Genomic DNA, 26,597 nt, shown 5'->3' on the forward strand with positions numbered 1-26,597 from the left:
AGACATCGACCTGAACGATCGAGTCGATTATGGATTCAACTTCGATCTTTCAGGTCGGTGAACCTCTTCAATATCCCCCAATCAGTCCCCGCGCCTCGGGGAGAGGGTCAGGGTGAGGGGCTGTTATTAAAACCACTGTGGGCGATGTGTACCCAATTCGCTGGCCGGCAACGCCCACTGCAGCGGCGTTCCGCTGATCTTCAGCGGTGCCAGCAAGCGGCGCGCCGGCCCCCAGGGTGTCTGTTCCAACACTGAGTTTTGATCCTGCGCATCTTCGGCGCGCAACGCCTCGCTTGTCCCCGGCCCATGCTCAATCAACAACTTCGCCGTGCGCGCCAGTGACAGACGCGCCGCGCCACCCCGACCAGTCTTTAAACGTTCAGTCAAAAGGCGCATCGCACTCGCCGCCAGCAGATACCCGGTCGCATGGTCCAGCGCCTGCACCGGCAGTGGCGTTGGCTTGTCAGCGGTTTTCCAGCGCTGCCCGGCCTCGGCGATGCCGCTGCTCATCTGCACCAGGCTGTCGAAGCCGCGGCGGTTCTGCCACGGGCCGCTCCAGCCGTAGGCGTTGAGGCAGACGTCGATCAGCGCCGGGGCCAGTTGTCGGCGGCGCTCGGCGCCGAAACCGAGGTGTTCCAGCGCGTCGGCGCGGTAGCCGTGCAACAGGATGTCGGCGTCCTTGAGCAGGTTTTCAAACACCGCACGATCTGCCGGAACATGCAGGTCCAGCCGAGCGCAGCGTTTGCCAAGGGTGACTTCCGGGACCACGCCTGGTTCGTTCCAGCCCGGTGGGTCGATACGCAGCACGTTCGCGCCGAGGCCCGCAAGAAAACGGCTGGCGGTAGGGCCGGCGAGTACGCGGGTCAGGTCCAGTACCTTGAGGCCGGCCAGCGGTTGCGCCGCCGAGCCTTGCCACACACTGACGTTTCCAGCCTGCGAATGGATGACATGCACCAGCGGTTCGGCATTCACCGCCATTCCCTGCGGATGCTGCTGCCACTGCGCCCAACTGCGCATTTCGGCGGCGCAGCCCTTGGCCTCGACCAGTGCTTGTTCCAGATCGGCACTGGTCCACTGCGCGACTTTTGCTGCCATCGCGGCACGGTCGGCGCAGGCCCCGAGCACACGTTCAGCGGCGGCGCGGTGGTGCGGGGCGTTAGTGTGCAGGCGGATCCAGCCGTCCCGGGTCGCGTAGTCACCGGCCACCGCATCCCACAGTGGTGGGACTTCCCAGCCCATCGGACGCAACGAGGTGGCGAACCAGAACGAGGCCAGTCTTCGGTCGACTTCGACGGCGGGCAAGTGTCCGGTTTGTTGCTGGAGCAGTTCGCTGACGGCCTGACCGGCCGCGGCGATGCTCGCGCAGGCCAGGTCGGTGACGGCGAATGCCGAGGGCAGGGCGCCCTGTGCGGTGAAGGGAATCGGCGTGTGCGGCAAGCCGAGTGCGGCTTGAATGGACGTGAGCAGATCAGTCATCGAAGGCCCTCCGGAAGAGAGGGCGATGATAGTGCAAAACAATCTCGAGTCAGATGAAAACGCCAGCGGGTGAACACTCACCACTGTGGGAGCGAGCTTGCTCGCGAAGAGGTCATCACATTCAACATCATCATTGAATGGCAGACCGCATTCGCGAGCAAGCTCGCTCCCACAGGGTTCAACGATGTGGCTTATACGCGGAACTGATCCATCAATTTCATCTGCTGACTGGCCAGTGCATTGAGCTGGCTGCTGATCGCCGCCGACTCAGTGGCTTGCTCGGTCAGTGTCTCGGTGACGGTGCGAATCGCCGAGACATTGCGGTTGACCTCTTCGGCCACCGCGCTCTGCTGCTCGGCGGCGCTGGCGATCTGCAGGTTCATGTCGCTGATCACCGTCACCGCATCGCTGATCTTGCCCAGTGCGTCCACCGCCTGACGGATCTGCCCGGCGTTGTTGTGGGCCTGGGTCTGGCTCGAATGCATGGTCGCGACCACGCCACGGGTGCCAGTCTGGATGCGCTCGATAACGATGCGGATTTCTTCCACCGAATCCTGGGTGCGTTTGGCGAGGTTGCGCACTTCATCGGCCACCACCGCGAAACCACGGCCGCTCTCACCGGCGCGGGCCGCTTCGATGGCGGCGTTCAGGGCCAGCAGATTGGTCTGTTCGGCGATGCTGCGGATCACTTCCAGCACCGAGCCGATTTGCTCGCTGTTGACCGCCAGCGCTTCGACTTCGGTCACCGCTTTGCTGACTTCGTCGGCCAGTTGATTGATGTCGCGGGTGCTGCGTTCGATGATCGACATGCCGTCCCTGGCCGATTGATCGGCACCCTTGGCCGCGTTGGCGGCGTTCGAGGCGCTGTTGGCGACGTCGTGGGCGGTGGCGCTCATTTCGTTGGACGCGGTGGCGACCTGATCGATTTCGCGGAACTGCACCTGCATGCCTTCACTGGTCTGGCGCGCAATTTCCGAAGACTGATCGGCGGTGCCCCGGGCCTCGGTGATGCTCTGCTTGATCTGGGCGATGGTTGGTTGCAGCTTGTCGAGGAAGCGGTTGAACCAGTTCACCAGTTCGCCCAGTTCATCTTTCTTGCTGTAGTTCAGGCGCTGGGTCAGGTCACCTTCACCGCTGGCAATGTTCTTCAGCATTTCGGCAACGCTGTTGATTGGCCGGGTGACGCCGGACGCGGTCAGCCAGATCAGCAGCAGACCAATCAGGCCGGCGACCACAGCGACCAGCAGCGCGGTGATCACACCGGTTTCCTGCGCGTCGTCGAGCACCGCTTGCAGCTTGACCGAGTCGGCCAGCAGCACCTGTTTCGGCAGGTCGATGACCACGCCCCAGGCCCGCGAGTTGCCAATCGGGTCGACCGGATACACGGCGCGAATCAGCTCGCCCTGTTCGAGAATCTTCGGTGTGCCGCTGTTGATCAGTTGCAGCAGGTCCTTGCCGTCGGCGCCGAGGGTGTCAGTGATTTTCTTGCCGACCTTGGTTGCGTCGGAACTGTCGGCACCGAGCACGCCGCTGCCGGAGACGATCAGCATGTGCCCGGCGTTGTTGAACAGGTTGCGCTGGGAATCCACGGCGGCCGCTTGCAGGGCGTCGAGGGCGATGTCGACCCCGACCACGCCAATGGCCTTGCCGTCGACGATCAGCGGCACGGAAATGGTCGTCATGAGCATTTCCTTGCCACCGACGGTGTCGGCGTACGGGTCAAGCAGGCAGGTACGCTTGTTGTCGCGAGGGCAGGTGTACCAGCTGTTGTACGGCGTGCCGCTGAGGCTGAGGGTGGTCTTGGTCATGTCTTCTTCGACCATGATCGTGTTCAGCGCCGAGCCGGCAGCGCGGCTCCAATACGTCGCGAAACGCCCGGCTTCGTTGGACTGGCGTGCGGCGTCATTGACGAACTCGCTGTCCTTGCCGTCGAGGCCGTTGGGTTCGAAGGCGAGCCAGATGCCGAGCACTTTGTCGTTGCGCTCGAAGGCGGTCTTCAGGCTCAGGTTCAGCTCTTCGCGCAGGGCGCCGGCGTCCAGCGAACGCTTGGCGGCCATCACCCGCATGTCCTTGATCTGGTCGGCGAGGGCGGTGATCACCGTCAGGCTTTCGCCGAAGGTTTTCTGCACCCGCACTGCTTGTTCCGCAGCCTTGGCCTGCAACAGGTTCTGCACGCTGGCGGTGAGCAACTTGTTGCTGGAGTCGCTGACCAGTTCGTCGTTCTGGTTGGTCTGGTAAATGTTCATGCCGACGATCAACGCGACCACACCGAGCAGGCACAGACCGGAGAGCAGGACGATTTTCAGGCGAATGGAGAGAGAGTCGAACATGGGGCGATCTCGTGAATGAATAAACGGGTGGCTTCGGGTACGCACGACCCGTTTCGCCAAATCCATTCAGCGCCATGCCATGCAATCGGCGCCTGAAGCAGGTGCATGAGGACGTTGCCGACGAACGGTCAGCGCTAAACGTTTGCGCAGGGGATTGTGCTGAAAAGGCGATTAATTACAGGGAAGTTTCAGGCTGATGAACGCCGGAGTGTTTTTGTGCTGATGAGGCTTTTGTGGCGAGGGAATCAGGCAGGGATAGATTCCGGGCGCGACCAGATCCACAGATTGCCCAGGCTCATCCCGGCAATCGCCAGGTAAACCGGCCAGCCGTGATCGAGCATGATCAGCATCAGTGTCGCGCACAGCAGCATGCTGACCGTGGCGCTGACCTTGGCTTTACGCGCGATGATCTTGCCGTTGCGCCAGTTGCTCAGGATCGGCCCGAACAGCCGATGGTTTTCCAGCCAGGCACTCAGGCGCGGCGAGCTGCGGGTCGCGGCCCAGGCGGCGAGCAGGATGAACTCGGTGGTCGGCAGGCCGGGCACGACGATGGCAATCAGGCCAATGCCGAGGCTGACGTAGGCCAGCAGGCCGAACAGCAGGCGGGCGAGTTTCGAGGAGGCGGGTTGCGGCATGGGCTCGGGATTGCAGTGAGGCGAAACGGGGATTCTACAGGCTTGCAGAGATCCCTGTGGGAGCTGGCTTGCCAGCGATAGCGGTGGGACAGTCGACATCGTATTGACTGATCTATCGCCATCGCTGGCAAGCCAGCTCCCACAGGGTCGTGTGTTGTGTTAGTCAGGCCGGTTCTGCTTCGGTGGCGTAAGCCTGTTCCAGCAGCACGGTGAAGCGGTTGAACGCATCCAGTGCGCCTTGCTCGACTTCAGCCTCTTCTTCAGCGCTGAACTGCAGCGAATCGAGCGTACGCACAAAGCGCTTCCAGCCTTCGGCACGGCCGCCTTCTGGCTCGCCGAGGTGACGGGCACCGAAGCTTTCGCTCAGCTCCAGCGCGACGGCGCGCTTGATCAGGAACGCCGCGCCGAGCTTTGACCCTTCGGAAACAAACAGCCAGCCCAGGGCGCGGGCCTTGCTCGGGTTGGCCACGGCACCCGCCACTGGCGCCGGGACTTCGGTGTCCAGATCAGCGAGATCAGCCTTGGCCGCTTCCGCGCGGCAACGGGCCGGCAGATCCGGGACGATGGTGTTCAGTTCAGCGTCGTTGTAGAGGTCGACCAGTTCCGACTGGAACAGGTACTGCGCCACCACAAAACGGGCGAAGCTGGCGCGGGTCTCGAACGGCGCGTGGGCTTTGACCAGGGCGTCGAGCTTGCTGTGCGGCTCGTGGGTGATCTGGTTCAGGCGTTGTGAACGCAGGGCTTTTTCCGAAATGGTCATGACATGTCCTTGATAAAAGAGGCGCTTGATAACGAGACGAACAAGGCAACGTGCAAGCGTAAAAAAACCTCACGGCGCGGTGCCTGAACACACGCCGTGAGGTTGACCGGATCAGATGTCCCAGATCAGGTTGATCGCGAAGTTGCGGCCCGGTTGGGTCAGGCGATCGAGGTTGGCCGGTTGCGTTACCGAGGCCTCGCCGACGCTGTCGTAACCGCGCACGTCATCCCACAGCCAGTATTTCTTGTCGGTCAGGTTGTAGATGCCGCCGCTGACAGTGACGTCGTCGGTAACTTTGTAGTACCCGGCCAGATCAAGAATGCCGAAGCCCGGGGTTTTGAACTGGCTGCTGACGCCATCCGGCGACTTGAAGTTGCTGTCGTCGACGCGGTCCTTTTTCTTCACCACGGTCCAGCTCAGCAGGCCGCCGTAGTGGTCCTGGTCGTAACCCAGGCCGAACACGCCGGTCAGCGGATTGACGCTGTTGAGTGGCTCGCCGTTGTCGTTGTTGCGACCGTAGGCGTAGGCGATCGAGCCTTGGGTGTAGAGGCCTTGCGGGGCACCAAACGCATCCAGATTCAAGCGACCTTTGACTTCCGCGCCCTTGATGGTGGCGTGCTTGATGTTGGCCGACTGGAAGGTCAGTTCGTTGCGACCCGGGGTCACAGCGTCTTCGTTGATGAAATCGCGGTACTTGTTATAGAACACCGCCACATCGAACGAGCCTTGTTCGAATTGGCCACGCAGACCGGTTTCGTAGCTTTTGCTTTTTTCCGGTTCGAGGTCCGGGTTCGGCGCCACGCTATAACCGGTGGTGGTGTTTTCGAAGCGGCCGTACAGGGCTTTCGCGGTCGGCGTGCGGAAACCTTCGGCGTACTGACCGTACCAGGTGTAGTGGTCGGTCAGGGCGTAGGTCAGGCCGAATTTTGGCGAGACTTTGTGCCAGGTCTTGTTCTCGTCGCTGACCGTGCCTTGGCCATCAGCCGCCACGGTATTGAGGAATTCCTGGGTGATGTGCGGTTTGAGCTGGGTGTAGTCGTAGCGCAGGCCCGGCAGGAAGGTCCAGTTGTTCCAGTTGATCTGATCCTGAGCGAACACGCTGTAGGTGTTGATGGTCGGGTCCGGGAAGTCGGTGGCCTTGGCCAGCACGTCAGCGCTACTGGTCGCACCAATGGCGGTGCAGCCACGACCGACGGCCAGGCACGTGCCGTTGCCGCTGCGCGAGCCGGTGACTTTCTGTTGCTTGATGGTGGTGCCGTAAGTCAGGACGTGATCGGTCTCGCCGATGGCGAAGGCCTTGTCCAGCTGAGCGTCGAACACCCACTGCTTTTCTTCGTAAAGGGTGTCACGGGTGCGCAGCACTTTACGGGTGATCGGGTAGTAGAACTCGGTGGTGCTCTGGTCGGTCTTGGCGATCTGGTGGTTGAGGCTCCACTTCACGTTGTCGACCAGCAGGCTGTCGAGGGCGAACGAGTGCTCGATGCCGAAACGCTCACGGGTGATGGTGTCGTTGCCGGTCCGCCACTGATACATGCCGCCGGGCAGTACGCTATTCGGAATGGTCGGTGCGCCATTGAAGTACGGCCCGCCATAAGCACTTTTCTGATCGGTGTCGCGATCATCCTTGTACTTTTCGTAGGTCAGGCCCAGACGCGAATCTTCGTTGTAGTTCCAGCCGATCTTGGCCAGTACGTTGTAGGCGTTGACGTCTTCCGGGTTGGCGGCGGTGCGTTGCAGACCGGTGCCGTTGTTGCTGCCGTAGGAGTCGGTTTCATGGCCGTCGCGCTGGCTGTAGTGCAGCAAGCCGTCGAACTGCTCGGCGCGGCCGGCGACGGTGGCGGATTTCAGCCAACTGTCATCGGCGGAGCTGTAGCCGGTTTTCAGGCGCGCGCCGACGTCCTTGCCGGGCTTGATGATGTCGTCCGGGTCGAGGGTGTAGTAGCTGACGGCGCCGCCGATGGCGTTGCTGCCGTACAGCACCGAGGCCGGGCCGCGAAGGATTTCCACGCGTTTGACGATTTCCGGGTCGACGTAATTGCGCTGGGTCTTGGCGTACGGGCCGTTGAAGAAACCGTCCGGCACTTCCACACCGTCGACTTGCGTCAGGATGCGGTCGCCGTCGATACCACGGATGTTGTAGCCGCTGATGCCGCCGCGCTGGCCGGCACCGCCGACGGACACGCCCGGCTCGTAGCGCACCAGATCCTTGATGGTGTTGACGTTGTTGCGGTCCAGATCCTGGCGGGTCTGCACGGTGACGGTGGCCGGCACGCTGTTGACCGATTGCTCCTGACGGGTGGCGCTGATGGTCACCTGATCCAGATTGAGCGTGCCGCTGGCGTTGCGTTTTTCCAGTACGACGTTGTTGTTGCTGATTTTGCGGAAGCTCAGATTGGTCCCCACCAACAGACGCTCCAGGGCTTTTTCCGGTGGCAGCGAGCCACGCACGCCCGGCGAGGACACACCCTGACCCAGTTCCGCCGGCAAGCCGACCTGCCAACCGGTCACGGCGGTGAAGGCATTGAGCGCCGACACCAGCGGTTGCTGGCCGATCGAGAACGAATAATCACCCATGTTGCGCGCCGGTTGTTCGGTGGCAGCCATCAGCGGTGCAGTGCCGGCCATGAGGATGGCGGCCGTCAGCAGCGACAATACGCGGGAAGGGGAAGCAGTCTGGCGGGTAAGGCGAGAGGACATCGATAGCGCTCCGTGTCGCACGAATCTTTATAGGTTGCTGATCCGCATCAGAAGATGCGAATCAATTGCATTGGCTATAACGAGACGAACGGACTTTCGCTATCGAGTAAAAATAATTCTCATTTAGTTCAGGATCACCAGCGCCGGGAATTCCTGCAGGCGCGCCGATGTGATGTGGGCGAGGGAGCGCACTGCGTCCAGTGGCTGGTCGAGGCGATAGTTACCGGTGACGTTGACGTCGGCCAGCTCCTCGTTGGTGTTGATGATCCAGCCCGGGTAGTAGCGGCGCAGTTCCGCCAGGACCTGATTCAACGGGCAGTTCTCGAACACCAGCCGGCCCTGGACCCAGGCCAGGTCGGTGGTGGCATCGAGCTTGGCCGGGCGATCAAAACCGTTGGGGCCGATGCGGATGCTCTCCCCGGCGGACAACCGCACCCGTGCATCGTTGTGGGTGGCGCGCAGATCGACATCGCCGCGTTGCACATTGACCTGCGCCACGCCGTCCAGATAACGCACGGCGAACGCGGTGTCGCGCACGCTGGCCTGTACCGGGCCGGCGTCGATTTCCAGTGGCTGAGCACGGTTGGCGGCGACCTCGAAAAACGCTTCGCCCTGATACAGCCGTGCTACTCGCTGGCGCTCGTTGATGGTGCTGGAGAATGCGGAGTTGGTGTTGAGCAGCACCTTGGAGCCATCCTCCAGTTGCAGGCGCTGACGCTCGCCGACCACGGTCAGGTGATCGGCCTGGAGGCGCATCGGCAGGTTGCTGAAACTGAACAGGCCGAGGATCAGCACGGCGGCGGTGGCCAGTGGTTTCCAGTGCGGACGCAGACGTTTGAGGACAGTGATTTTTGCAGGCTGCGCAGCGAGACTCTGCGCGCATTGCACCACTTGCGGGCCGTCCCAGATCGCCTGAGCCTTGGCGAACGCCTCGGCATTCAACGGATCGGCCGCCAGCCAGGCGTGGAACTGCCGGGTCTGCTCCTCGTCCGGGCTGCCGAGCACGATGAGCCAGTCCAGAGCCTGGTCCATTGCACGGGCGGCGTCCTGCGCCGTTGCGGGCGAAGGCGGGCGGTGGGTGTCCGTCACGGTGTGTCCTCGAGCTTTTGCAAAGCAGTTTCAAGTTTCAAGCCGCAAGCTGCAAGCCAGATGCGTGTACTGCTTTTGGTTTTTACTTGGGGCCTGAAGCTTACAGCTTGCCGCTGCTGTCGTGTCGTTCAGCGACACCGATGCAGATCGACATGATCAGCTTGAGTTCCTTCTGCACGGTGCTGAGGGACACGTTCAACTCGTCGGCGATTTCCTGATAGCTGTGCCCGTGCAGGCGGCTGAGGATGAAAATCTGTTGCTGGCGGGGGCTGAGTTGACTGAGGCTCACGTTCAGGCGCTCCAGCAATTGTTCGGCGTGGGCGGCGTCTTCGGCGCTGCTGGCGGGGGCAGCGACGCTGTGCACGACATCCTGCGGCACGTCGTCGACCATGGTTCGCGAGTGAATCTTGCGCGCACGCAAATGATCCAGCGCCAGATTGCGTGCAGTCTGGAAGACAAAGGGTTCGAGGTGATCGACGGCCCGCTCGCTCAACGCCCGCGTCACGCGCAGGTAGGTTTCCTGCAGCAGGTCTTCGGCGGTGCTGTGGTTGTTGACCATCCGTTCCAGCGTACGCAGCAGCGAAGTGCGCTGCGTGAGGAAGACGTGGTGGAAGCGCGACTGACTCACGGGGAAACCTGATCCATTTTGAGCGAATGATAATATTTATCATCTAGCTCAATGGTCAAGTGTTGATTTCAAATTGAAATCGAAACCCTGTGGGAGCGAGCTTGCTCGCGAAGGCGTAGTGTCAGCCAATTCAACTAGCGACTGACCCACCGCTTTCGCGAGCAAGCTCGCTCCCACAGGGATAGGGGGATTACTTGAGATTACTCGGCGTTGCACAGCGCCAGGCAGTTATCCAGCATGCGGTTGGAGAAGCCCCACTCGTTGTCGTACCAGGCCAGCACCTTCAGCAGTTTGCCGCTGGCTTTGGTGTGGTTGGCGTCGAAGATCGACGACAGCGGGTTGTGGTTGAAGTCGCTGGAAACCAGCGGCAACGTGTTGTAACCCAAAATTTTCGAGTGCTGGCTGGCCGCCTTCATCAGCGCGTTGACTTCGTCGGCGCTGGCTTCCTTTTTCAGCTGCACGGTCAGGTCCACCAGCGATACGTTGATCACCGGTACACGCACGGCCATGCCGGTCAGTTTGCCCGCCAGTTCCGGCAGCACCAGGCCCACCGCTTCAGCGGCGCCGGTCTTGCTCGGGATCATGTTCTGCGTGGCCGAACGTGCGCGGTACGGGTCGGTGTGGTAGACGTCGGTCAGGTTCTGGTCGTTGGTGTAGGCATGAATGGTGGTCATCAGACCGCTTTCGATGCCCAGCTCGCGGTGCAGCACCTGCGCCACGGGCGCCAGGCAGTTGGTGGTGCACGATGCATTGGAGATGATCTGGTGCGACTGGCGCAGAATGTCGTGGTTAACACCATAAACGACGGTGGCGTCGGCGCCTTTGGCCGGGGCCGAGATGATCACTTTGCGTGCACCGGCCGTAATATGCGCGGCCGCTTTGGCGCGATCGGTAAAGAGACCGGTGCATTCGAACACCACATCAATCTTTTCCGCCGCCCATGGCAGTTCGGACGGGTTGCGGATCGCGCTGACCGCAATGCGGTCGCCGTTGACGGTCAGACTTTCATTGTCATGCTCGACTTGCGCGTCGAACGTGCCGTGAACGGTGTCGTATTTGAGCAGATGGGCATTGATCGAGCTGTCGCCCAGATCGTTGATGGCGACGATCTGCAAATCCTGTCGATAGCCTTGGGTATACAGTGCGCGCAGGACATTACGGCCGATGCGGCCAAAACCATTGATTGCGATTCGAAGAGTCATTGAACAGCGCCGCCGTCGTTTTGTTGTTGGAATTACAAGATTATTCGCATAAAAATAGAAAACAAGCCTTTTTAGTGGCAATATTTTGTTTTATCTACAACGAGTGACCTGAATCAACTGGTCCGAATGGTCAAAAAAGCCGTCTGTCATTCCAACAACATCGGCGTTTGATCAGCATAGACAATCAGGTCGCCACATCCGTTAGCCTGGAGTTCTACACATGCATCCCCGCGTCCTTGAGGTCACCGAACGGCTTATCGCCCGCAGCCGCGCCACGCGTCAGGCTTACCTTGCACTGATTCGCGGCGCCGCCACTGACGGGCCGATGCGCGGCAAGCTGCAATGCGCCAACTTCGCCCACGGCGTGGCCGGGTGCGGCAGCGAAGACAAGCACAGCCTGCGGATGATGAACTCGGCGAACATCGCCATTGTTTCGTCGTATAACGACATGCTCTCGGCGCACCAGCCATACGAAGTGTTTCCGCAACAGATCAAAAATGCCCTGCGCGAAATCGGTTCGGTCGGCCAGTTCGCCGGCGGCACGCCCGCCATGTGCGATGGCGTGACCCAGGGGGAGCCGGGCATGGAGCTGAGCCTGCCGAGCCGCGAAGTGATCGCCATGTCCACGGCGGTGGCGCTGTCGCACAACATGTTCGATGGCGCGCTGATGCTCGGCATCTGCGACAAGATCGTCCCGGGCCTGATGATGGGTTCGCTGCGTTTCGGTCATCTGCCGACGATCTTCGTCCCTGGCGGACCGATGGTCTCGGGGATTTCCAACAAGGAAAAAGCCGACGTGCGGCAGAAGTACGCCGAAGGCAAGGCGACCCGTGAAGAGCTGCTGGAATCGGAGATGAAGTCCTACCACAGCCCGGGCACCTGCACCTTCTACGGCACCGCCAACACCAACCAGTTGCTGATGGAAGTCATGGGCCTGCACTTGCCGGGCGCCTCGTTCGTCAACCCGAACACGCCGCTGCGCGATGCCCTGACCCGCGAAGCCGCGCATCAGGTCACGCGCCTGACCAAGCAGAACGGCAACTTCATGCCGATCGGCGAAATCGTCGACGAGAAGGCGCTGGTCAACTCGATCGTCGCATTGCACGCCACCGGCGGCTCGACCAACCACACCCTGCACATGCCGGCCATCGCCATGGCCGCGGGTATTCAACTCACCTGGCAGGACATGGCCGACCTCTCCGAAGTCGTGCCGACCCTGAGCCACGTCTACCCGAACGGCAAAGCCGACATCAACCACTTCCAGGCCGCTGGCGGCATGTCGTTCCTGATCCGCGAACTGCTCGAAGCCGGCCTGCTGCACGAAGACGTCAACACCGTGCTCGGCCACGGCCTGAGCCAGTACACCAAGGAGCCGTTCCTCGATAACGGCCAGTTGGTATGGCGTGAAGGCCCGACCGACAGCCTCGACGAAAACATCCTGCGACCGGTCGCTCGCGCATTCTCGTCAGAGGGTGGCTTGCGGGTGATGGAGGGCAACCTCGGTCGCGGGGTGATGAAAGTCTCCGCCGTCGCGCTGGAAAACCAGATCGTCGAGGCGCCAGCGATGGTGTTCCAGGATCAACAGGATCTGGCAGACGCGTTCAAGGCCGGTTTGCTGGAGAAGGATTTTGTCGCGGTGATGCGCTTCCAGGGCCCGCGCTCCAATGGCATGCCCGAGTTGCACAAGATGACGCCGTTCCTTGGCGTGCTGCAGGATCGCGGTTTCAAAGTGGCGCTGGTGACTGACGGGCGCATGTCCGGCGCGTCGGGGAAAATCCCGGCGGCGATTCACGTCAGCCCCGAGGCTTATGTCGGTGGTGCTTTGGCGCGGGTGCAAGAGGGCGATATCATCCGCGTCGACGGCGTCAAAGGTACTTTGGAACTCAAGGTCGACGCCGCCGAATTCGCAGCGCGCGAACCCGCCAAAGGCCTGTTGGGCAACAACATCGGCAGCGGCCGCGAACTGTTTGGCTTCATGCGTTTGGCCTTCAGCTCGGCGGAGCAGGGCGCCAGCGCCTTCACTTCTGCCCTGGAGACGCTTAATTGAAACTGGCTTTGGTCGGTGACATCGGAGGCACCAACGCGCGGTTCGCGTTGTGGAAAAACCAGCAACTGGAATCGGTTCAAGTGCTGGCCACGGCCGACCATGCCAGCCCGGAGGAGGCCATCAGCCTCTATCTGAGCGGCCTCGGTCTGGCGCCGGGTTCGATCGGTTCGGTGTGCCTGTCGGTGGCCGGTCCGGTCAGTGGCGATGAATTCAAGTTCACCAACAACCACTGGCGCCTGAGCCGTACGGCGTTCTGCCAGACCTTGCAGGTCGAGCAGTTGTTGCTGGTCAATGACTTCTCGGCGATGGCGCTGGGCATGACCCGCTTGCAGCCGGGCGAATTCCGCGTGGTTTGCGAAGGCACGCCGGAGCCGTTGCGTCCGGCGGTGGTGATCGGTCCGGGCACTGGCCTTGGCGTCGGCACGTTGCTGGATCTCGGTGAAGGTCGTTTCGCGGCGTTGCCGGGGGAGGGCGGTCACGTCGATCTGCCATTGAGCAGCCCGCGTGAAACTCAACTCTGGCAGCACATCCACAACGAAATCGGCCATGTCAGCGCGGAAACCGCGTTGAGCGGTGGCGGCTTGCCGCGGGTGTACCGGGCGATCTGCGCGGTGGACGGGCACGAGCCCGTACTCGACACGCCGGAAGCGATTACGGCAGCTGGCCTTGCGGGTGATCCGATTGCGCTGGAAGTGCTGGAGCAGTTCTGCTGCTGGCTCGGACGCGTCGCGGGTAACAACGTGTTGACCACGGGTGCACGTGGCGGGGTGTATATCGTTGGCGGTGTGATTCCACGCTTTGCCGATTTCTTCCTCGAAAGCGGTTTCGCCCGCAGCTTTGCTGACAAAGGGTGCATGAGCGATTACTTCAAGGGCATTCCGGTGTGGCTGGTGACAGCGCCGTATTCCGGCCTCGTTGGTGCCGGTGTGGCCCTGGACCAATCAATCCCAACCTGAAATGCAATCCCCCCTGTGGGAGCGAGCTTGCTCGCGAATGCGGAGTATCAGTCAACCCAAATGTTGAATGTAATGACGCCTTCGCGAGCAAGCTCGCTCCCACAGTGGTTCTGTGGTGTTTGTTAGTTTGATGCTTAAGGCATAATCCGCCCCAATTCCAACAACAAGGATGCCTTCGAAGTGAGCTCAGTCAACAAGTCGATATTGTTGGTCGATGACGACCAGGAAATACGCGAGTTGCTGGAAACCTACCTGACCCGTGCCGGGTTCCAGGTACGGGCCACCGCCGATGGTGCCAGTTTCCGCCAGGCCCTCAACGAGGCGCCGAGCGACCTGGTGATCCTCGATGTCATGCTGCCCGACGAAGACGGCTTCAGCCTCTGCCGCTGGGTGCGCCAGCATCCGCGTCAGGCCCAGGTGCCGATCATCATGCTCACCGCCAGTTCCGACGAGGCCGACCGGGTGATCGGTCTGGAGCTCGGCGCTGACGACTACCTCGGCAAACCGTTCAGCCCTCGCGAACTGCAAGCACGGATCAAGGCGTTGCTGCGTCGCGCGCAGTTCGCCCACGAACGCAGCGGCAGTGAAGTGCTGGCCTTCGACGAGTGGCGGCTGGACATGGTCAGCCATCGGCTGTTCCACACCGACGGTGAGGAAGTGATTCTTTCCGGCGCCGACTTCGCCCTGCTCAAGCTGTTTCTCGATCACCCGCAGGAAATCCTCGACCGCGACACCATCGGTAACGCCACCCGTGGCCGCGACCTGATGCCGCTCGATCGCATCGTCGACATGGCCGTCAGCCGGTTACGCCAACGCCTGCGCGACACGGAAAAACCGCCACGACTGATTCGCACCGTACGCGGCAGCGGCTACCAACTGGCAGCCAACGTGGTTGCCGGCAATGGTCACTGAGTCGCTGCGCAAACTTGCCGCCAGGGTGCCGGTGCCGCGTTCGCTGCTCGGGCGGATGTTGCTGCTGACCTTGCTCGCGGTGTTGTTTGCACAGACGTTGTCCAGTGTGATCTGGGTCTCGCAACTGCGCGCCACGCAGCTTGAAGGGCTGGTCACCAGCGCCCGCAGCCTCGCCCATTCGATGACCGCCAGCGTCAGTTACTTTCGCTCGTTGCCGGTGGCTTATCGGCCTCTGGTGCTGGATCAATTGCGCAGCATGGGCGGCACGCGGTTCGTGGTGACGCTTAACGACAAACCGCTGGGCATGGATGTGCTGCCGGTCACCCCGCGCAAGGCCGCGGTGATGAAAGCGGTCGATGAAGTGCTGCGCCAGTCGCTGGGCAATGACACCGATATCTCGGTGACCTTCGTCAGTCCTGAAGATCTGCGCATCTTCAATGCCGGCCTGAAGCTCGACGAACTGCCACGCTCCTGGGCGCATTACGCGCTGACCCTGGAACCGGTGAACCCGCCAGTGCTGGTCACGCAGATCCAGATGGCGCCGGGCGAATGGCTGTACATCGCCTCGCTGTTGCCTGAGCCCTACACCAGTCTTGAAGAACAAGGTCTGCCGGCGCAGCAGGTATGGTTCATCGTGCTCACCAGCGGCTTTTTGCTGTTGTTCATTGGTCTGCTGGTGCACTGGCAGAGCCGGCCGCTCAAGCGCCTGGCGCGGGCGGCGCGGGATCTGTCGCTGGGCGCCGACGTCGAACCGGTGGCCGAGGGCGGCGGCAGCGAAGTGGTGGAAGTGGGCCGTGCGTTCAACACCATGCGCGAACGTATCAGCCGCTACCTGACCGAACGCAGCCAGTTGTTCAGTGCGATTTCCCATGATCTGCGCACGCCGATCACCCGCCTGCGCTTGCGCGTCGAGCTGCTGGAGGACGAGCAACTGCAAGCCAAGTTCGGCCGCGATCTGGATGAGCTGGAGTTGCTGGTCAAAGGCGCATTGCAGTGCGTGAAAGACACCGATATCCACGAAAACATCGAGCCGGTGGACTTGAACCATGTGCTCGACTGCCTGGTGGAGCCATATCTGGCGCCCAACGGCAATGGCCGCGTGACGCAGCAAGGCAAGGCGCTGGCGACGTATCCGGGCAAGCCTTTGGCGCTGAAACGCTGCATCGGTAACCTGATCGACAACGCGTTGAAATACGGGCAGAACGCTCATCTGCACATCGACGACGATGAGCGCGCGTTTGTCCTGCACGTCGACGATGAAGGCCCGGGTGTGCCGGAGCAGCGGCTGGAGCAGGTGTTCGAGCCACACTTTCGTCTGGCGGGGCAGCAGCAGGGTTATGGTCTGGGTTTGGGCATTGCGCGCAACATCGCCCATAGCCATGGCGGTGAGGTGACGTTGCAGAACCTGCGTGAGGGTGGGTTGCGCGTGACCCTGCAACTGCCGCGCTCGGTGGATTAGCTCAAAAGAGCCCCTCACCCTAGCCCTCTCCCAGGGGAGAGGGGACTGATCGGGGGATGCTGCAGAGATACGCCGACCTGACCGTACAACGCCGAATCCATAATCGACTCGGTATTTCACGTCGGCGGAAAGCTTATTACACCTCGGTTGGCTCCCTCTCCCAGGGTGAGGGGACTGAGCGCGTTGTTCATTCGAATTGCGCCGACCTGATGCATTGAGTCGATTGTGGATTCGGTACAGCATTTTCAGGTCGACGTAACTCTTCAGTATCGTGCGGTCGGCCCCCTCTCCCTCCGGGAGAGGGCTGGGGTGAGGGCTGCTCTTTGTCACGGATCAGTGACAAAAACCGCCCCCTTCGTTACAAGCCCATCCCGACCTGTTGTTTAGACTGCCCGCAGTCATAACAACAAAAAAGGCCACCCATGGATCTCTTCCACCCAGGCTTCAGCAGTTGGCTGAACGCCCCTGCCCACCAGCAATGGCTCGCCGACGAAGGTCTGCGCCTGCTGGCATTCGCCAAGGCTTCAAAGCTGCCCGAAGGTTTCGGCAACCTCGACGAACGCGGCCGTCTGCCAGCGCACGCGCAAGCCGAAACCATGAACACCGCGCGCATGACCCACAGCTTCGCCATGGCCCACATTCAGGGCCTGCCGGGTTTCGCCGAACTGGTCGATCACGGCATCGCGGCCCTGCGCGGCCCGTTGCGTGATGCACTGCACGGCGGCTGGTTTGCGGTCGCCGAACACCGCGACGGCAATACCGGCAAGAACGCTTATCTGCATGCCTTCGTCGCGCTCGCGGCCAGCTCTGCAGTGGTCGCACAGCGTCCCGGCGCCCAGGCCTTGCTGGATGACGCCATCGACATCATCGACACGTATTTCTGGAGCGAAGAAGAGGGCGCCATGCGCGAATACTTCAATCGCGACTGGAGCGAAGAAGAAGCCTATCGCGGTGCCAACAGCAACATGCACGCGACTGAAGCGTTCCTTGCATTGGCCGATGTCACCGAAGATCCGCGCTGGTTGATCCGTGCACAACGCATCGTCGAGCGAGTGATCCACGGTCATGCTGCCGCCAACGGTTACATGGTCATCGAGCACTTCGATCGCAATTGGCAACCGCTGCGCGAATACAACCTCGACAATCCCGCTGACGGTTTCCGCCCTTACGGCACCACGCCGGGTCACGGTTTCGAATGGGCGCGGCTGTTGCTGCACCTCGAAGCGGCGCGGGTTCAGGCCGGCATGCTCACACCCGGCTGGCTTGCCACTGATGCGGCAAAACTGTTCGAGAACAACTGCCGCCACGGCTGGGACGTCGATGGCGCGCCGGGGATCGTCTACACCCTCGACTGGGACAATAAATCCGTGGTGCGCCATCGCCTGCACTGGACGCACGCAGAAGCCAGCGCCGCCGCCAGCGCCTTGCTCAAACGCACCGGCGAGGCGCAATACGAAGCCTGGTACCGACTGTTCTGGGAATTCTGCGAAAACCATTTCATCGACCGCTGCGACGGCAGCTGGCACCACGAACTCAATCCGCAAAACCTGCCAAGTGCCGATATCTGGCCGGGAAAACCCGATCTGTACCACGCCTGGCAAGCCGTACTGATCCCTCGTCTACCCTTGTCGCCGAGCATGGCGACTGCGCTGGCGCAGTTGTCCCAGAGCTGTCCTGTGTAACCATGTGGTGACATTCGCGCGTCCCTTCGTTACCTGCGAGGGGAAACGTCCTGTTTAAACTCCTATGCAGCGCAAGCACCAGACTTGCAATGCATAACAACAAGAAAGGTACATCTCAGATGAATGCGATTTCTCGCCTCGCTACTGTCATTTCTGTCGCCTCCCTGTTCCCGCTCGCAATTCTGCCTCTCAGTGTTTCCGCTGCCGAATCCAAAGGTTCGGTGGAAGTCGTGCACTGGTGGACGTCCGGTGGCGAAAAAGCTGCCGTTGATGTGCTCAAGGCCCAAGTCGAAAAAGACGGTTTCACCTGGAAAGACGGCGCTGTCGCCGGCGGTGGCGGTGCCACGGCCATGACCGTGCTGAAAAGCCGTGCCGTGGCTGGCAACCCGCCGGGCGTCGCCCAGATCAAAGGCCCGGACATCCAGGAATGGGCGTCGACCGGCCTGCTTGACACCGACGTGCTCAAAGATGTCGCCAAGTCGGAAAAGTGGGACAGCCTGCTCGACAAGAAAGTCTCCGATACCGTGAAGTACGACGGTGATTACGTGGCTGTGCCGGTGAACATTCACCGCGTCAACTGGCTGTGGATCAACCCGGAAGTATTCAAAAAAGCCGGTATCGCCAAAGCCCCGACCACCCTCGAAGAATTCTACGCCGCCGGCGACAAGCTGAAGGCTGCGGGCTTCATTCCGCTGGCTCACGGCGGTCAGCCTTGGCAGGACAGCACCGTGTTCGAAGCCGTTGTGCTGTCGGTCATGGGCGTTGATGGCTACAAGAAAGCCCTGGTCGATCTGGACAACAAGGCGCTGACCGGCCCGGAAATGGTCAAGGCGCTGACCGAGCTGAAGAAAGTCGCGACCTACATGGACGTCGACGGCAAAGGCCAGGACTGGAACCTGGAAGCGGCCAAAGTCATCAACGGCAAGGCCGGCATGCAGATCATGGGTGACTGGGCCAAGTCCGAATGGACCGCTGCCAAGAAAGTCGCCGGCAAGGACTACGAGTGCGTAGCGTTCCCGGGCACCGACAAGGCGTTCACCTACAACATCGACTCCCTGGCGGTGTTCAAGCAGAAAGACAAAGGCACTGCGGCCGGTCAGCAGGACATCGCCAAAGTCGTGCTGGGTGAAAACTTCCAGAAAGTCTTCAGCCTCAACAAAGGCTCGATCCCGGTGCGTAACGACATGTTGAACAACATGGAGAAACTCGGTTTCGACTCCTGCGCGCAGACCGCTGCCAAGGACTTCCTGGCGGACGCCAAGTCCGGCGGCCTGCAACCAAGCATGGCGCACAACATGGCGACCACGCTGGCGGTGCAGGGCGCGTTCTTTGACGTAGTCACCAACTACATCAACGACCCGAAAGCCGACCCTGCCGATGCGGCCAGGAAACTGGGCGCGGCGGTTCAGTCGGCTAAATAAGCACCAGCACCGTAGCCCCTGTGGGAGCGAGCTTGCTCGCGAAAGCGGAGAGTCAGGCAATCGAACTATCAACTGACAGGACGCCTTCGCGAGCAAGCTCGCTCCCACAAGGGGAAAGCGTGTGAATTTTCTACCTTCGTACTGGATTTCCCCATGAGTTCTGTTGCTGTGTTCAGCAAAGCCTCGCCGTTCGATGCACTGCAGCGCTGGCTACCGAAACTGGTGCTGGCGCCGAGCATGGTCATCGTGCTGGTTGGCTTCTATGGCTACATCCTGTGGACGTTCGTGCTGTCGTTCACCACCTCGACGTTCCTGCCGAACTACAAGTGGGCCGGCCTGGCGCAATACGCCCGGCTGTTCGACAACGACCGCTGGTGGGTGGCGAGCAAGAACCTCGCGGTGTTCGGTGGCATGTTCATCGGCATCACGTTGGTGATTGGTGTGCTGCTGGCGGTGTTCCTCGACCAGCGTATCCGTCGCGAAGGCTTTATCCGCACCATTTACCTGTACCCGATGGCGCTCTCGATGATCGTCACCGGTACCGCGTGGAAATGGCTGCTCAACCCGGGCATGGGCCTGGACAAATTGTTGCGTGACTGGGGCTGGGAAGGCTTCCGTCTGGACTGGCTGATCGACCCGGATCGCGTGGTGTACTGCCTGGTGATCGCCGCAGTGTGGCAAGCCTCGGGTTTCATCATGGCGATGTTCCTCGCCGGCCTGCGCGGTGTCGATCAGTCGATCATCCGTGCTGCGCAGATCGACGGCGCGAGCATGCCGACCATCTACTGGAAAGTGGTGCTGCCCAGCCTGCGTCCGGTGTTCTTCAGTGCGGTGATGATCCTCGCCCACATCGCGATCAAGAGCTTCGACCTGGTCGCGGCGATGACCGCAGGTGGTCCGGGTTATTCCTCCGACCTGCCGGCGATGTTCATGTATTCCTTCACCTTCAGTCGCGGCCAGATGGGCATGGGCTCGGCCAGTGCGATTCTGATGCTCGGTGCGATCCTCGCGATCATCGTGCCTTACCTGTACTCCGAGCTGAGGACCAAGCGTCATGACTAGTCTCGCTGCCAAACCTGCCATCAGCCTGAGTCGCATCGCGATCTACGCGGTGCTGATTTTCGCCGTGTTCCTGTACCTGGTGCCGCTGGTAGTCATGCTGCTGACCAGCTTCAAGACCCCGGAAGACATCAGCACCGGCAACCTGCTGAGCTGGCCGACCGTGGTCAGCGGTATCGGCTGGGTCAAGGCCTGGGCCACGGTTGACGGTTACTTCTGGAACTCGATCAAGATCACCGTGCCGGCCGTAATCATCTCCACCGCCATCGGTGCGTTGAACGGTTACGTGCTGTCGATGTGGCGCTTCCGTGGTTCGCAGTTGTTCTTCGGTCTGCTGTTGTTCGGCTGCTTCCTGCCGTTCCAGACCGTGCTGCTGCCGGCCTCGTTTACCCTCGGCAAGATGGGCCTGGCGAGCACCACCACCGGTCTGGTGTTTGTTCACGTGGTTTACGGCCTGGCGTTCACCACGCTGTTCTTCCGTAACTACTACGTGAGCATTCCCGATGCGCTGGTGAAGGCTGCACGTCTGGATGGCGCGGGTTTCTTCACGATCTTCCGCCGCATCATTCTGCCGATGTCGACGCCGATCATCATGGTCTGCCTGATCTGGCAGTTCACCCAGATCTGGAACGACTTCCTGTTTGGTGTGGTGTTCTCCAGCGGTGATTCGCAACCGATCACGGTGGCGCTGAACAACCTGGTCAACACCAGCACCGGGGCCAAGGAATACAACGTTGATATGGCAGCGGCGATGATCGCCGGGCTGCCGACCCTGCTGGTCTATGTGGTCGCAGGCAAGTATTTCGTGCGCGGGCTGACGGCCGGCGCAGTCAAGGGGTAATCATGGCAACGCTCGAACTTCGCAACGTCAACAAGACCTACGGTGCCGGCCTGCCGGACACCCTGAAGAACATCGAACTGTCGATCAAGGACGGTGAGTTCCTGATCCTGGTCGGCCCGTCGGGCTGCGGCAAGTCGACCCTGATGAACTGCATCGCCGGTCTGGAAACCATCAGCGGCGGCGCGATCATGATCGGCGATCAGGACGTCAGCGGCATGAGCCCGAAAGATCGCGACATCGCCATGGTCTTCCAGTCCTACGCGCTGTACCCGACCATGAGCGTGCGCGAGAACATCGAGTTCGGTCTGAAGATCCGCAAGATGCCGCAGGCGGCGATCGACGAAGAAGTCGCGCGCGTGGCCAAGCTGTTGCAGATCGAACACCTGCTGAATCGCAAGCCGGGTCAACTTTCCGGTGGTCAGCAGCAGCGTGTGGCGATGGGCCGTGCATTGGCGCGGCGGCCGAAGATCTATCTGTTCGACGAACCGCTGTCCAATCTCGATGCCAAGCTGCGTGTCGAGATGCGCACCGAAATGAAACTGATGCACCAGCGCCTGAAAACCACCACGGTCTACGTGACCCACGACCAGATCGAAGCGATGACCCTGGGCGACAAAGTGGCGGTGATGAAGGATGGGATCATCCAGCAATTCGGCACGCCGAAAGAGATCTACAACGACCCGGCCAACCTGTTTGTGGCGAGCTTCATCGGTTCGCCGCCGATGAACTTCATTCCGCTGCGCCTGCAGCGCAAGGACGGTCGGCTGCTGGCGCTGCTCGACAGCGGCCAGGCCCGTTGCGAGTTGCCGATGGGCATGCAGGACGCCGGGCTTGAAGATCGCGAAGTGATCCTCGGCCTGCGCCCGGAGCAGATCGTGCTGGCGAATGGCGAAGGCAATGGTTTGCCGAGCATCAAGGCTGAAGTGCAAGTCACCGAACCGACTGGTCCGGACACCCTGGTGTTCGTCAACCTCAATGACACCAAGGTCTGCTGCCGTCTGGCACCGGACGTGGCACCGCAGGTGGGCGAAAGCCTGACGCTGCAATTCGATCCGTCGAAAGTGCTGTTGTTCGATGCCAAGACTGGCGAGCGTCTGGGCGTTGCGGGCCAGGCGCAGGCCGAAGCGCGGTCGGCGAACGTCGCGCAATTCAAAGGGCGCTGAGGAACAAATGTGGGAGCGAGCTTGCTCGCGAAAGCGGTGTGTCATGCAACACATGTATCAACTGACATAAAGCCTTCGCGAGCAAGCTCGCTCCCACAAAGGAGCACGCGGTGGATGGCCTGTTATCCATCGCACTTTATGTAAACCGCGTTAGATAAAAACAGTTAATAACAATAAAGACGAGGATGTAGGGATGAAAAAGAAACACGTCAATGCCCGCTTGATCTGCCAAGTGTCAGCGGCAGCAGCACTGGTGCTGGCCGGCAATGCAATGGCGGCCGATGCGTTCAGCTCCGATTCCAAGTGGATGACCGGCGACTGGGGTGGCGAGCGGACCAAGCTGATCGAGCAAGGTATCGACATCAAGGCGGACTACGTCGGGGAAGTCGGTGGCAACCTGCACGGCGGCTACAACGACGACAAGACGGCGCGTTACGCTGACCAGTTCGGTCTGGGCGTGGCACTGGATCTGCAAAAACTCTGGGGCTGGGACAACACCCAGGCCAAGATCCAGCTGACCAACCGTAACGGCTACAACATCTCTAACGATCGCGTGGGCGATCCGCGTGCCGGCACCTTGTCTTCCTCGCAGGAAGTCTACGGTCGTGGCCACATGGTGCGTCTGACCCAGTTGTGGATTCAGCACCAGTTCTTCGACAACAAGCTCGACGTCAAGGCCGGTTACTTCGGTGAAGGCGAAGACTTCAACACCTTCCCGTGCGACTTCCAGAACCTGGCGTTCTGCGGTTCGCAAGTGGGTAACTGGGCGACCAACATCTGGTACAACTGGCCCGTCAGCCAGGCCGCGATCCGCGTGAAGTACAACATCAACGACGAGCTCTACGCGCAAATCGGTGCGTACAACCAGAACCCGTCGCAGCTGGAACACGGCAACGGCTTCAAACTCAGCGGCAGCGGCACCAAAGGTACCGTTCTTCCTGTCGAGCTGGTCTGGTCGCCGAAGGTCAACAGCCTGCCGGGCGAATACCGCGTCGGTTACTACAAGAGCACTGCTGATGCCAGCGACGTTCGTGAAGACGTCAACGGTTTCGACGCTGCTACTACTGGCGACGCGTACAAAACCCACAGCAGCAAAAGCGGCTACTGGTTCGTGGCGCAACAGCAACTCACCAGCCACAACGGCGACGCTTCCCGTGGTCTGAACATCGCGGCCAACGCCACTTTCCACGACAAGGACACCAACTTCATCGACAACTATCAGTCGGTGATGTTTGTTTACAAAGGCCCGTTCGACGCGCGTCCGAAGGATGACGTCGGTATCGGCGCGGCGCGTATCCACGTCAACGATGACGTGAAGAAAAACGCTGAACTGCTGAACGTTTCCAACGGTGTGTCGGATTACGACAATCCGGTGTTCTCGCCAATTCGCGAAACCGAGTACAACTACGAGATCAACTACGGCTTCCACGTCACCAACTGGCTGACCGTGCGTCCTAACCTGCAGTACATCACTCACCCGGGTGGTGTGGATGAAGTGGACAACGCTTTGGTCGCCGGCCTGAAAATTCAGTCTACGTTCTGACGCGTCTGCGATAAGCTCCTCTCTATGTGCGCATATTTGCGGACAGCGGGGGGCGTTCTCAATTGTTTTGCCCGGCGCGGTGGGAAAAACAATTGAGAACGCCCCCTAGGCTGTCCGCTTTTTTTTGAGGGCTGGCGCAGCCCGTAACAGATGAATTCGGAACCGTGGCAAATGCATGAGCATCCGCTGCAACGCTTCTTCAAATCCCTGCGTGAACAACCGGTGTTCGCCTGGGAGCGCTATCAGATGCGCGACGTGTTGGTGATTGATCATCCGCTGTGTCAGGCGGTGTTCAGTCGTCAGGGCGCGCAGTTGCTGCACTTTCAGCCACGCGGGCAGAAACCGTGGTTGTGGTGTGCGGCGAAGTGGCCGCACGTTGGCGCCATTCGTGGCGGCGTGCCGGTGTGCTGGCCGTGGTATGGCCGCCATCCCAGCGAAAACGCCTGGCCGTCCCATGGTTGGGCGCGGCTGCTCGACTGGAAACTGCTCGACAGCAGCAGCGCCGAGGATGGCGTGCGCCTGCACTGGCAATTGCAATTGTGCGACTGGCAGGTCGACCTGCACGCGCACCTCGGAGAACGCATGGAGTTACGCCTGAGCACTGAGCATCAGGACGACATGCCGTGCCAGTTGAGCCAGGCGTTGCACGCTTACTGGCGTATTGGCGATGTCGGTGAGATAGCGCTGTCTGGCCTCGAGGGCGCGCAGGGTTATGACCAGTTGAGTCGCCAGTCTTGTCAGCAGGAAGGCGAGTTACGCGTCGATGGCGGCTGCCAGCGTGTGTTCCAGCACGACGGCGAATTACAGCTCAAGGATCACGCCTGGCAGCGCGAGTTGTGCATTGATACCGGTGACAGCGGCGACACGGTGGTCTGGCATCCTGGAGCGCGGCCGTTGTTGGGCGTGAGCTGGGATGAGATTTCCGAGTTTGTCTGTGTTGAAGCGGCGGCGGGTGGGACTGACAGCTTGCATCTGGCGCCGGGGGAGAAGGCGCATTTGAGTTTGCAGGCGTGGGCGGCGGCTTGAGTGTGTCAGTCACATCGTAGCCCCTCACCCTAGCCCTCTCCCTGTATGTACCGGAGACATGGTGGACACATGTTCGGAGACATGGTGGACGGTTTTAGATCTTCTTACCTGCTGTAACGATCTGCAAGTTCAAGTCGATTCGGGCGATGCGATGTCTACTCCAGTAGACATCGTGGATGCCGTCCTCCGTCGTTTCCCGGATAGCTACTGACTTCCCGTAAAAAGCTTTCCCGACTGTGTATTCACGGTTCCTCCAGTAGATCTCGCCCTTTACCTGAACCTTCCTGACCACATCACCATCGTCGTACTCCGGCGCTGCGGGTTGCTCCTGATATTCCCTTGAGCTGCTGCTGTACCGAGTAGCAGGAACCTGCATGTCCAGCGCTTGATGCGGGCGCTTCTGGTTGTAAATATCACGCCAGATATCAAACGCCCGTTGCGCGCTGTTGAGATCGTTAAAGTGCTGACCCTGGAGAACTTCATTTTTCAGACTGCGGTGGAAGCGTTCCAGCTTTCCCTGGGTTTGCGGATGATAAGGTCGAGAGTGGCCGACCTTGATGCCTTGACTCATCAGCCAGACCTCCAGCGCGGTATAAACGCCTGTCTGATCACCCCATGGAGAGCCGTTGTCCATCGTCATGCGCAAAGGCAGGCCATAGCGCCGAAAGGCCCGGACCAGATGCTCCTGGACGGTGTCGCGCTGCTCATTGATACACGCCGCGATGCACAGTGAAAACCGCGAATGATCGTCCAGTATCGTCAACGGATGGCAACGCCCCTGACCCAGACTGATATGCCCTTGAAGTCCATCTGCCAAAGATCGTTGGGCGCTTCATGCTCAAAACGGATAAACGGTTTGATCTCGGCGGCCTTTGGATCAACGCGTGAATGACGCTGTAAAACCGCATGCACGGTACTGACTGAAGGCATCACTAAGCCATTGTCTTCCAACACACGTTTGAGCTTGCGAGCGCCCCAGGCCGCGTACTCCTGACTCACGGTCAGAATCTGCTGTTCAACCTCATCAGCACATCGCTTGGGTGATGTCTTCGGTCGTCGAGACTGATCGTTCAGTCCTTCTGCACCCAGGTTTTCAAACCTGTTAAGCCATTTATAGGCGGTGCTTGGGCTGATATTAAATCGACGGCAAAGCTGCCGGACATTGGCCCCTTCTTGCCGAGCCAAAAGCACGAATTCTGAACGAAGCTGCACAGTGGACACCTCTTCCCAAGACACAGGTCATCTCCTTAGTGATGAGCAATGTGCCTATTAAAAAGTGTCCACCATGTCTCCGAACACCTGTCCACCATGTGTCCGGTACATACACTCCCGGAGGGAGAGGGGATCGAATGGGGGATGCTTAAGCGTTACGCCGACGTGAAAGTGCAGCGCTGAATCCATAATCGACTCTATTTTTCAGGTCGATGTATAGCGCAAGACACCTCGGTCGGCTCCCTCTCCCCCCGGGAGAGGGGGCGAATGGGGGATATTCGAGAGATGCACCGACCTGAACGGATGACGTTGAATCCATAATCGACTCAGTGTTTCAGGTCGATGTATAGCGCAAGACACCTCGGTCGGCTCCCTCTCCCCCCGGGAGAGGGGGCGAATGGGGGATATTCGAGAGATGCACCGACCTGAACGGATGACGTTGAATCCATAATCGACTCA

At 60.6% G+C, this 26,597-nt stretch carries 19 protein-coding genes and 2 pseudogenes; 11 read left to right on the forward strand and 10 right to left on the reverse strand.

The window, feature by feature from the left end; all coding sequences use genetic code 11:
- Positions 1-126: 126 nt before the first annotated feature.
- From K5Y35_RS14370 to gap, 9 genes and pseudogenes are all read right to left on the reverse strand, one after another.
- Positions 127-1,476, reverse strand: a complete 1,350-nt coding sequence (locus tag K5Y35_RS14370) for a CoA transferase (RefSeq protein WP_222832209.1) — start codon at positions 1,474-1,476, stop codon at positions 127-129.
- Between the two features lie 191 nt (positions 1,477-1,667).
- The gene (locus K5Y35_RS28200) at positions 1,668-2,423 is read right to left on the reverse strand and encodes a methyl-accepting chemotaxis protein (RefSeq protein ID WP_371260381.1); all 756 of its coding nucleotides are present in this window, start codon (positions 2,421-2,423) and stop codon (positions 1,668-1,670) included.
- A gap of 150 nt (positions 2,424-2,573) precedes the next feature.
- A pseudogene (locus tag K5Y35_RS28205) lies at positions 2,574-3,872 on the reverse strand (cache domain-containing protein); the annotation flags it as partial.
- Between the two features lie 179 nt (positions 3,873-4,051).
- Positions 4,052-4,441 (reverse strand): YbaN family protein, encoded by a 390-nt coding sequence (locus K5Y35_RS14380; RefSeq protein WP_123467163.1) that lies wholly within the window; start codon positions 4,439-4,441, stop codon positions 4,052-4,054.
- Between the two features lie 163 nt (positions 4,442-4,604).
- Positions 4,605-5,201 (reverse strand): biliverdin-producing heme oxygenase, encoded by a 597-nt coding sequence (locus K5Y35_RS14385; protein WP_222832211.1) that lies wholly within the window; start codon positions 5,199-5,201, stop codon positions 4,605-4,607.
- 111 nt (positions 5,202-5,312) lie between these two features.
- Complete coding sequence (locus K5Y35_RS14390) at positions 5,313-7,898, reverse strand: TonB-dependent receptor (protein ID WP_222832212.1); 2,586 nt, start codon at positions 7,896-7,898, stop codon at positions 5,313-5,315.
- Positions 7,899-8,021: 123 nt separating this feature from the next.
- On the reverse strand, positions 8,022-8,987 hold the full coding sequence (locus K5Y35_RS14395; RefSeq protein WP_123467158.1) for a FecR family protein: 966 nt from the start codon (positions 8,985-8,987) through the stop codon (positions 8,022-8,024).
- A 100-nt stretch (positions 8,988-9,087) separates the two neighbouring features.
- The gene (locus K5Y35_RS14400) at positions 9,088-9,615 is read right to left on the reverse strand and encodes an RNA polymerase sigma factor (protein WP_123467156.1); all 528 of its coding nucleotides are present in this window, start codon (positions 9,613-9,615) and stop codon (positions 9,088-9,090) included.
- Positions 9,616-9,815: 200 nt separating this feature from the next.
- A complete protein-coding gene (gap, locus tag K5Y35_RS14405) occupies positions 9,816-10,817 on the reverse strand; it encodes a type I glyceraldehyde-3-phosphate dehydrogenase (RefSeq protein ID WP_222832213.1) in 1,002 nt (333 codons plus the stop codon).
- 220 nt (positions 10,818-11,037) lie between these two features.
- On the opposite strand from gap, the gene edd reads away from it, so the two are divergent.
- The 11 genes from edd to K5Y35_RS14460 all read left to right on the forward strand — a co-directional run bounded on the left by edd (position 11,038) and on the right by K5Y35_RS14460 (position 24,926).
- Positions 11,038-12,864, forward strand: a complete 1,827-nt coding sequence (gene edd, locus K5Y35_RS14410; RefSeq protein WP_222832214.1) for a phosphogluconate dehydratase — start codon at positions 11,038-11,040, stop codon at positions 12,862-12,864.
- Positions 12,861-13,820, forward strand: coding sequence for a glucokinase (locus K5Y35_RS14415; RefSeq protein ID WP_186746672.1), 960 nt, complete (start codon positions 12,861-12,863; stop codon positions 13,818-13,820). The genes edd and K5Y35_RS14415 overlap by 4 nt, the downstream gene beginning before the upstream one ends.
- Positions 13,821-14,000: 180 nt before the next feature.
- Positions 14,001-14,732, forward strand: coding sequence for a response regulator (locus K5Y35_RS14420; protein WP_123467146.1), 732 nt, complete (start codon positions 14,001-14,003; stop codon positions 14,730-14,732).
- Positions 14,722-16,191: an ATP-binding protein gene (locus K5Y35_RS14425; RefSeq protein ID WP_128616502.1), complete on the forward strand. Its 1,470-nt coding sequence runs from the start codon at positions 14,722-14,724 to the stop codon at positions 16,189-16,191. The genes K5Y35_RS14420 and K5Y35_RS14425 overlap by 11 nt, the downstream gene beginning before the upstream one ends.
- Positions 16,192-16,613: 422 nt before the next feature.
- The gene (locus tag K5Y35_RS14430; protein WP_222832215.1) at positions 16,614-17,873 is read left to right on the forward strand and encodes an AGE family epimerase/isomerase; all 1,260 of its coding nucleotides are present in this window, start codon (positions 16,614-16,616) and stop codon (positions 17,871-17,873) included.
- A 119-nt stretch (positions 17,874-17,992) separates the two neighbouring features.
- Positions 17,993-19,294, forward strand: a complete 1,302-nt coding sequence (locus tag K5Y35_RS14435) for an ABC transporter substrate-binding protein (RefSeq protein ID WP_222832216.1) — start codon at positions 17,993-17,995, stop codon at positions 19,292-19,294.
- Positions 19,295-19,447: 153 nt separating this feature from the next.
- Entirely contained in the window at positions 19,448-20,356 is a 909-nt protein-coding gene (locus tag K5Y35_RS14440; RefSeq protein WP_123467138.1) for a carbohydrate ABC transporter permease, read from the forward strand.
- A complete protein-coding gene (locus K5Y35_RS14445; protein ID WP_042607262.1) occupies positions 20,349-21,194 on the forward strand; it encodes a carbohydrate ABC transporter permease in 846 nt (281 codons plus the stop codon). The genes K5Y35_RS14440 and K5Y35_RS14445 overlap by 8 nt, the downstream gene beginning before the upstream one ends.
- Before the next feature lie 2 nt (positions 21,195-21,196).
- Positions 21,197-22,357, forward strand: coding sequence for an ABC transporter ATP-binding protein (locus K5Y35_RS14450; protein WP_123467136.1), 1,161 nt, complete (start codon positions 21,197-21,199; stop codon positions 22,355-22,357).
- Between the two features lie 193 nt (positions 22,358-22,550).
- Entirely contained in the window at positions 22,551-23,900 is a 1,350-nt protein-coding gene (locus tag K5Y35_RS14455) for a carbohydrate porin (RefSeq protein WP_222832217.1), read from the forward strand.
- 171 nt (positions 23,901-24,071) lie between these two features.
- Positions 24,072-24,926: a D-hexose-6-phosphate mutarotase gene (locus K5Y35_RS14460; protein ID WP_222832218.1), complete on the forward strand. Its 855-nt coding sequence runs from the start codon at positions 24,072-24,074 to the stop codon at positions 24,924-24,926.
- 94 nt (positions 24,927-25,020) lie between these two features.
- On the opposite strand, the pseudogene K5Y35_RS14465 reads toward K5Y35_RS14460, so the two are convergent.
- Positions 25,021-26,162 (reverse strand): annotated as a pseudogene (locus K5Y35_RS14465) (IS481 family transposase).
- Between the last annotated feature and the right edge of the window lie 435 nt (positions 26,163-26,597).

The sequence above is a fragment of the Pseudomonas sp. SC3(2021) genome (assembly GCF_019856535.1).
GTDB classification, from domain to species: domain Bacteria; phylum Pseudomonadota; class Gammaproteobacteria; order Pseudomonadales; family Pseudomonadaceae; genus Aquipseudomonas; species Aquipseudomonas monsensis.

Coding starts and splice junctions, on each gene's coding strand:
- K5Y35_RS14435 (WP_222832216.1), top strand. CDS start 17,993: ATGAATGCGATTTCTCGCCTCGCTACTGTCATTTCTGTCGCCTCCCTG.
- K5Y35_RS14445 (WP_042607262.1), top strand. CDS start 20,349: ATGACTAGTCTCGCTGCCAAACCTGCCATCAGCCTGAGTCGCATCGCG.
- K5Y35_RS14370 (WP_222832209.1), bottom strand. CDS start 1,476: ATGACTGATCTGCTCACGTCCATTCAAGCCGCACTCGGCTTGCCGCAC.
- edd (WP_222832214.1), top strand. CDS start 11,038: ATGCATCCCCGCGTCCTTGAGGTCACCGAACGGCTTATCGCCCGCAGC.
- K5Y35_RS28200 (WP_371260381.1), bottom strand. CDS start 2,423: ATGCAGGTGCAGTTCCGCGAAATCGATCAGGTCGCCACCGCGTCCAAC.
- K5Y35_RS14430 (WP_222832215.1), top strand. CDS start 16,614: ATGGATCTCTTCCACCCAGGCTTCAGCAGTTGGCTGAACGCCCCTGCC.
- K5Y35_RS14450 (WP_123467136.1), top strand. CDS start 21,197: ATGGCAACGCTCGAACTTCGCAACGTCAACAAGACCTACGGTGCCGGC.
- gap (WP_222832213.1), bottom strand. CDS start 10,817: ATGACTCTTCGAATCGCAATCAATGGTTTTGGCCGCATCGGCCGTAAT.
- K5Y35_RS14460 (WP_222832218.1), top strand. CDS start 24,072: ATGCATGAGCATCCGCTGCAACGCTTCTTCAAATCCCTGCGTGAACAA.
- K5Y35_RS14385 (WP_222832211.1), bottom strand. CDS start 5,201: ATGACCATTTCGGAAAAAGCCCTGCGTTCACAACGCCTGAACCAGATC.
- K5Y35_RS14380 (WP_123467163.1), bottom strand. CDS start 4,441: ATGCCGCAACCCGCCTCCTCGAAACTCGCCCGCCTGCTGTTCGGCCTG.
- K5Y35_RS14390 (WP_222832212.1), bottom strand. CDS start 7,898: ATGTCCTCTCGCCTTACCCGCCAGACTGCTTCCCCTTCCCGCGTATTG.
- K5Y35_RS14440 (WP_123467138.1), top strand. CDS start 19,448: ATGAGTTCTGTTGCTGTGTTCAGCAAAGCCTCGCCGTTCGATGCACTG.
- K5Y35_RS14425 (WP_128616502.1), top strand. CDS start 14,722: ATGGTCACTGAGTCGCTGCGCAAACTTGCCGCCAGGGTGCCGGTGCCG.
- K5Y35_RS14455 (WP_222832217.1), top strand. CDS start 22,551: ATGAAAAAGAAACACGTCAATGCCCGCTTGATCTGCCAAGTGTCAGCG.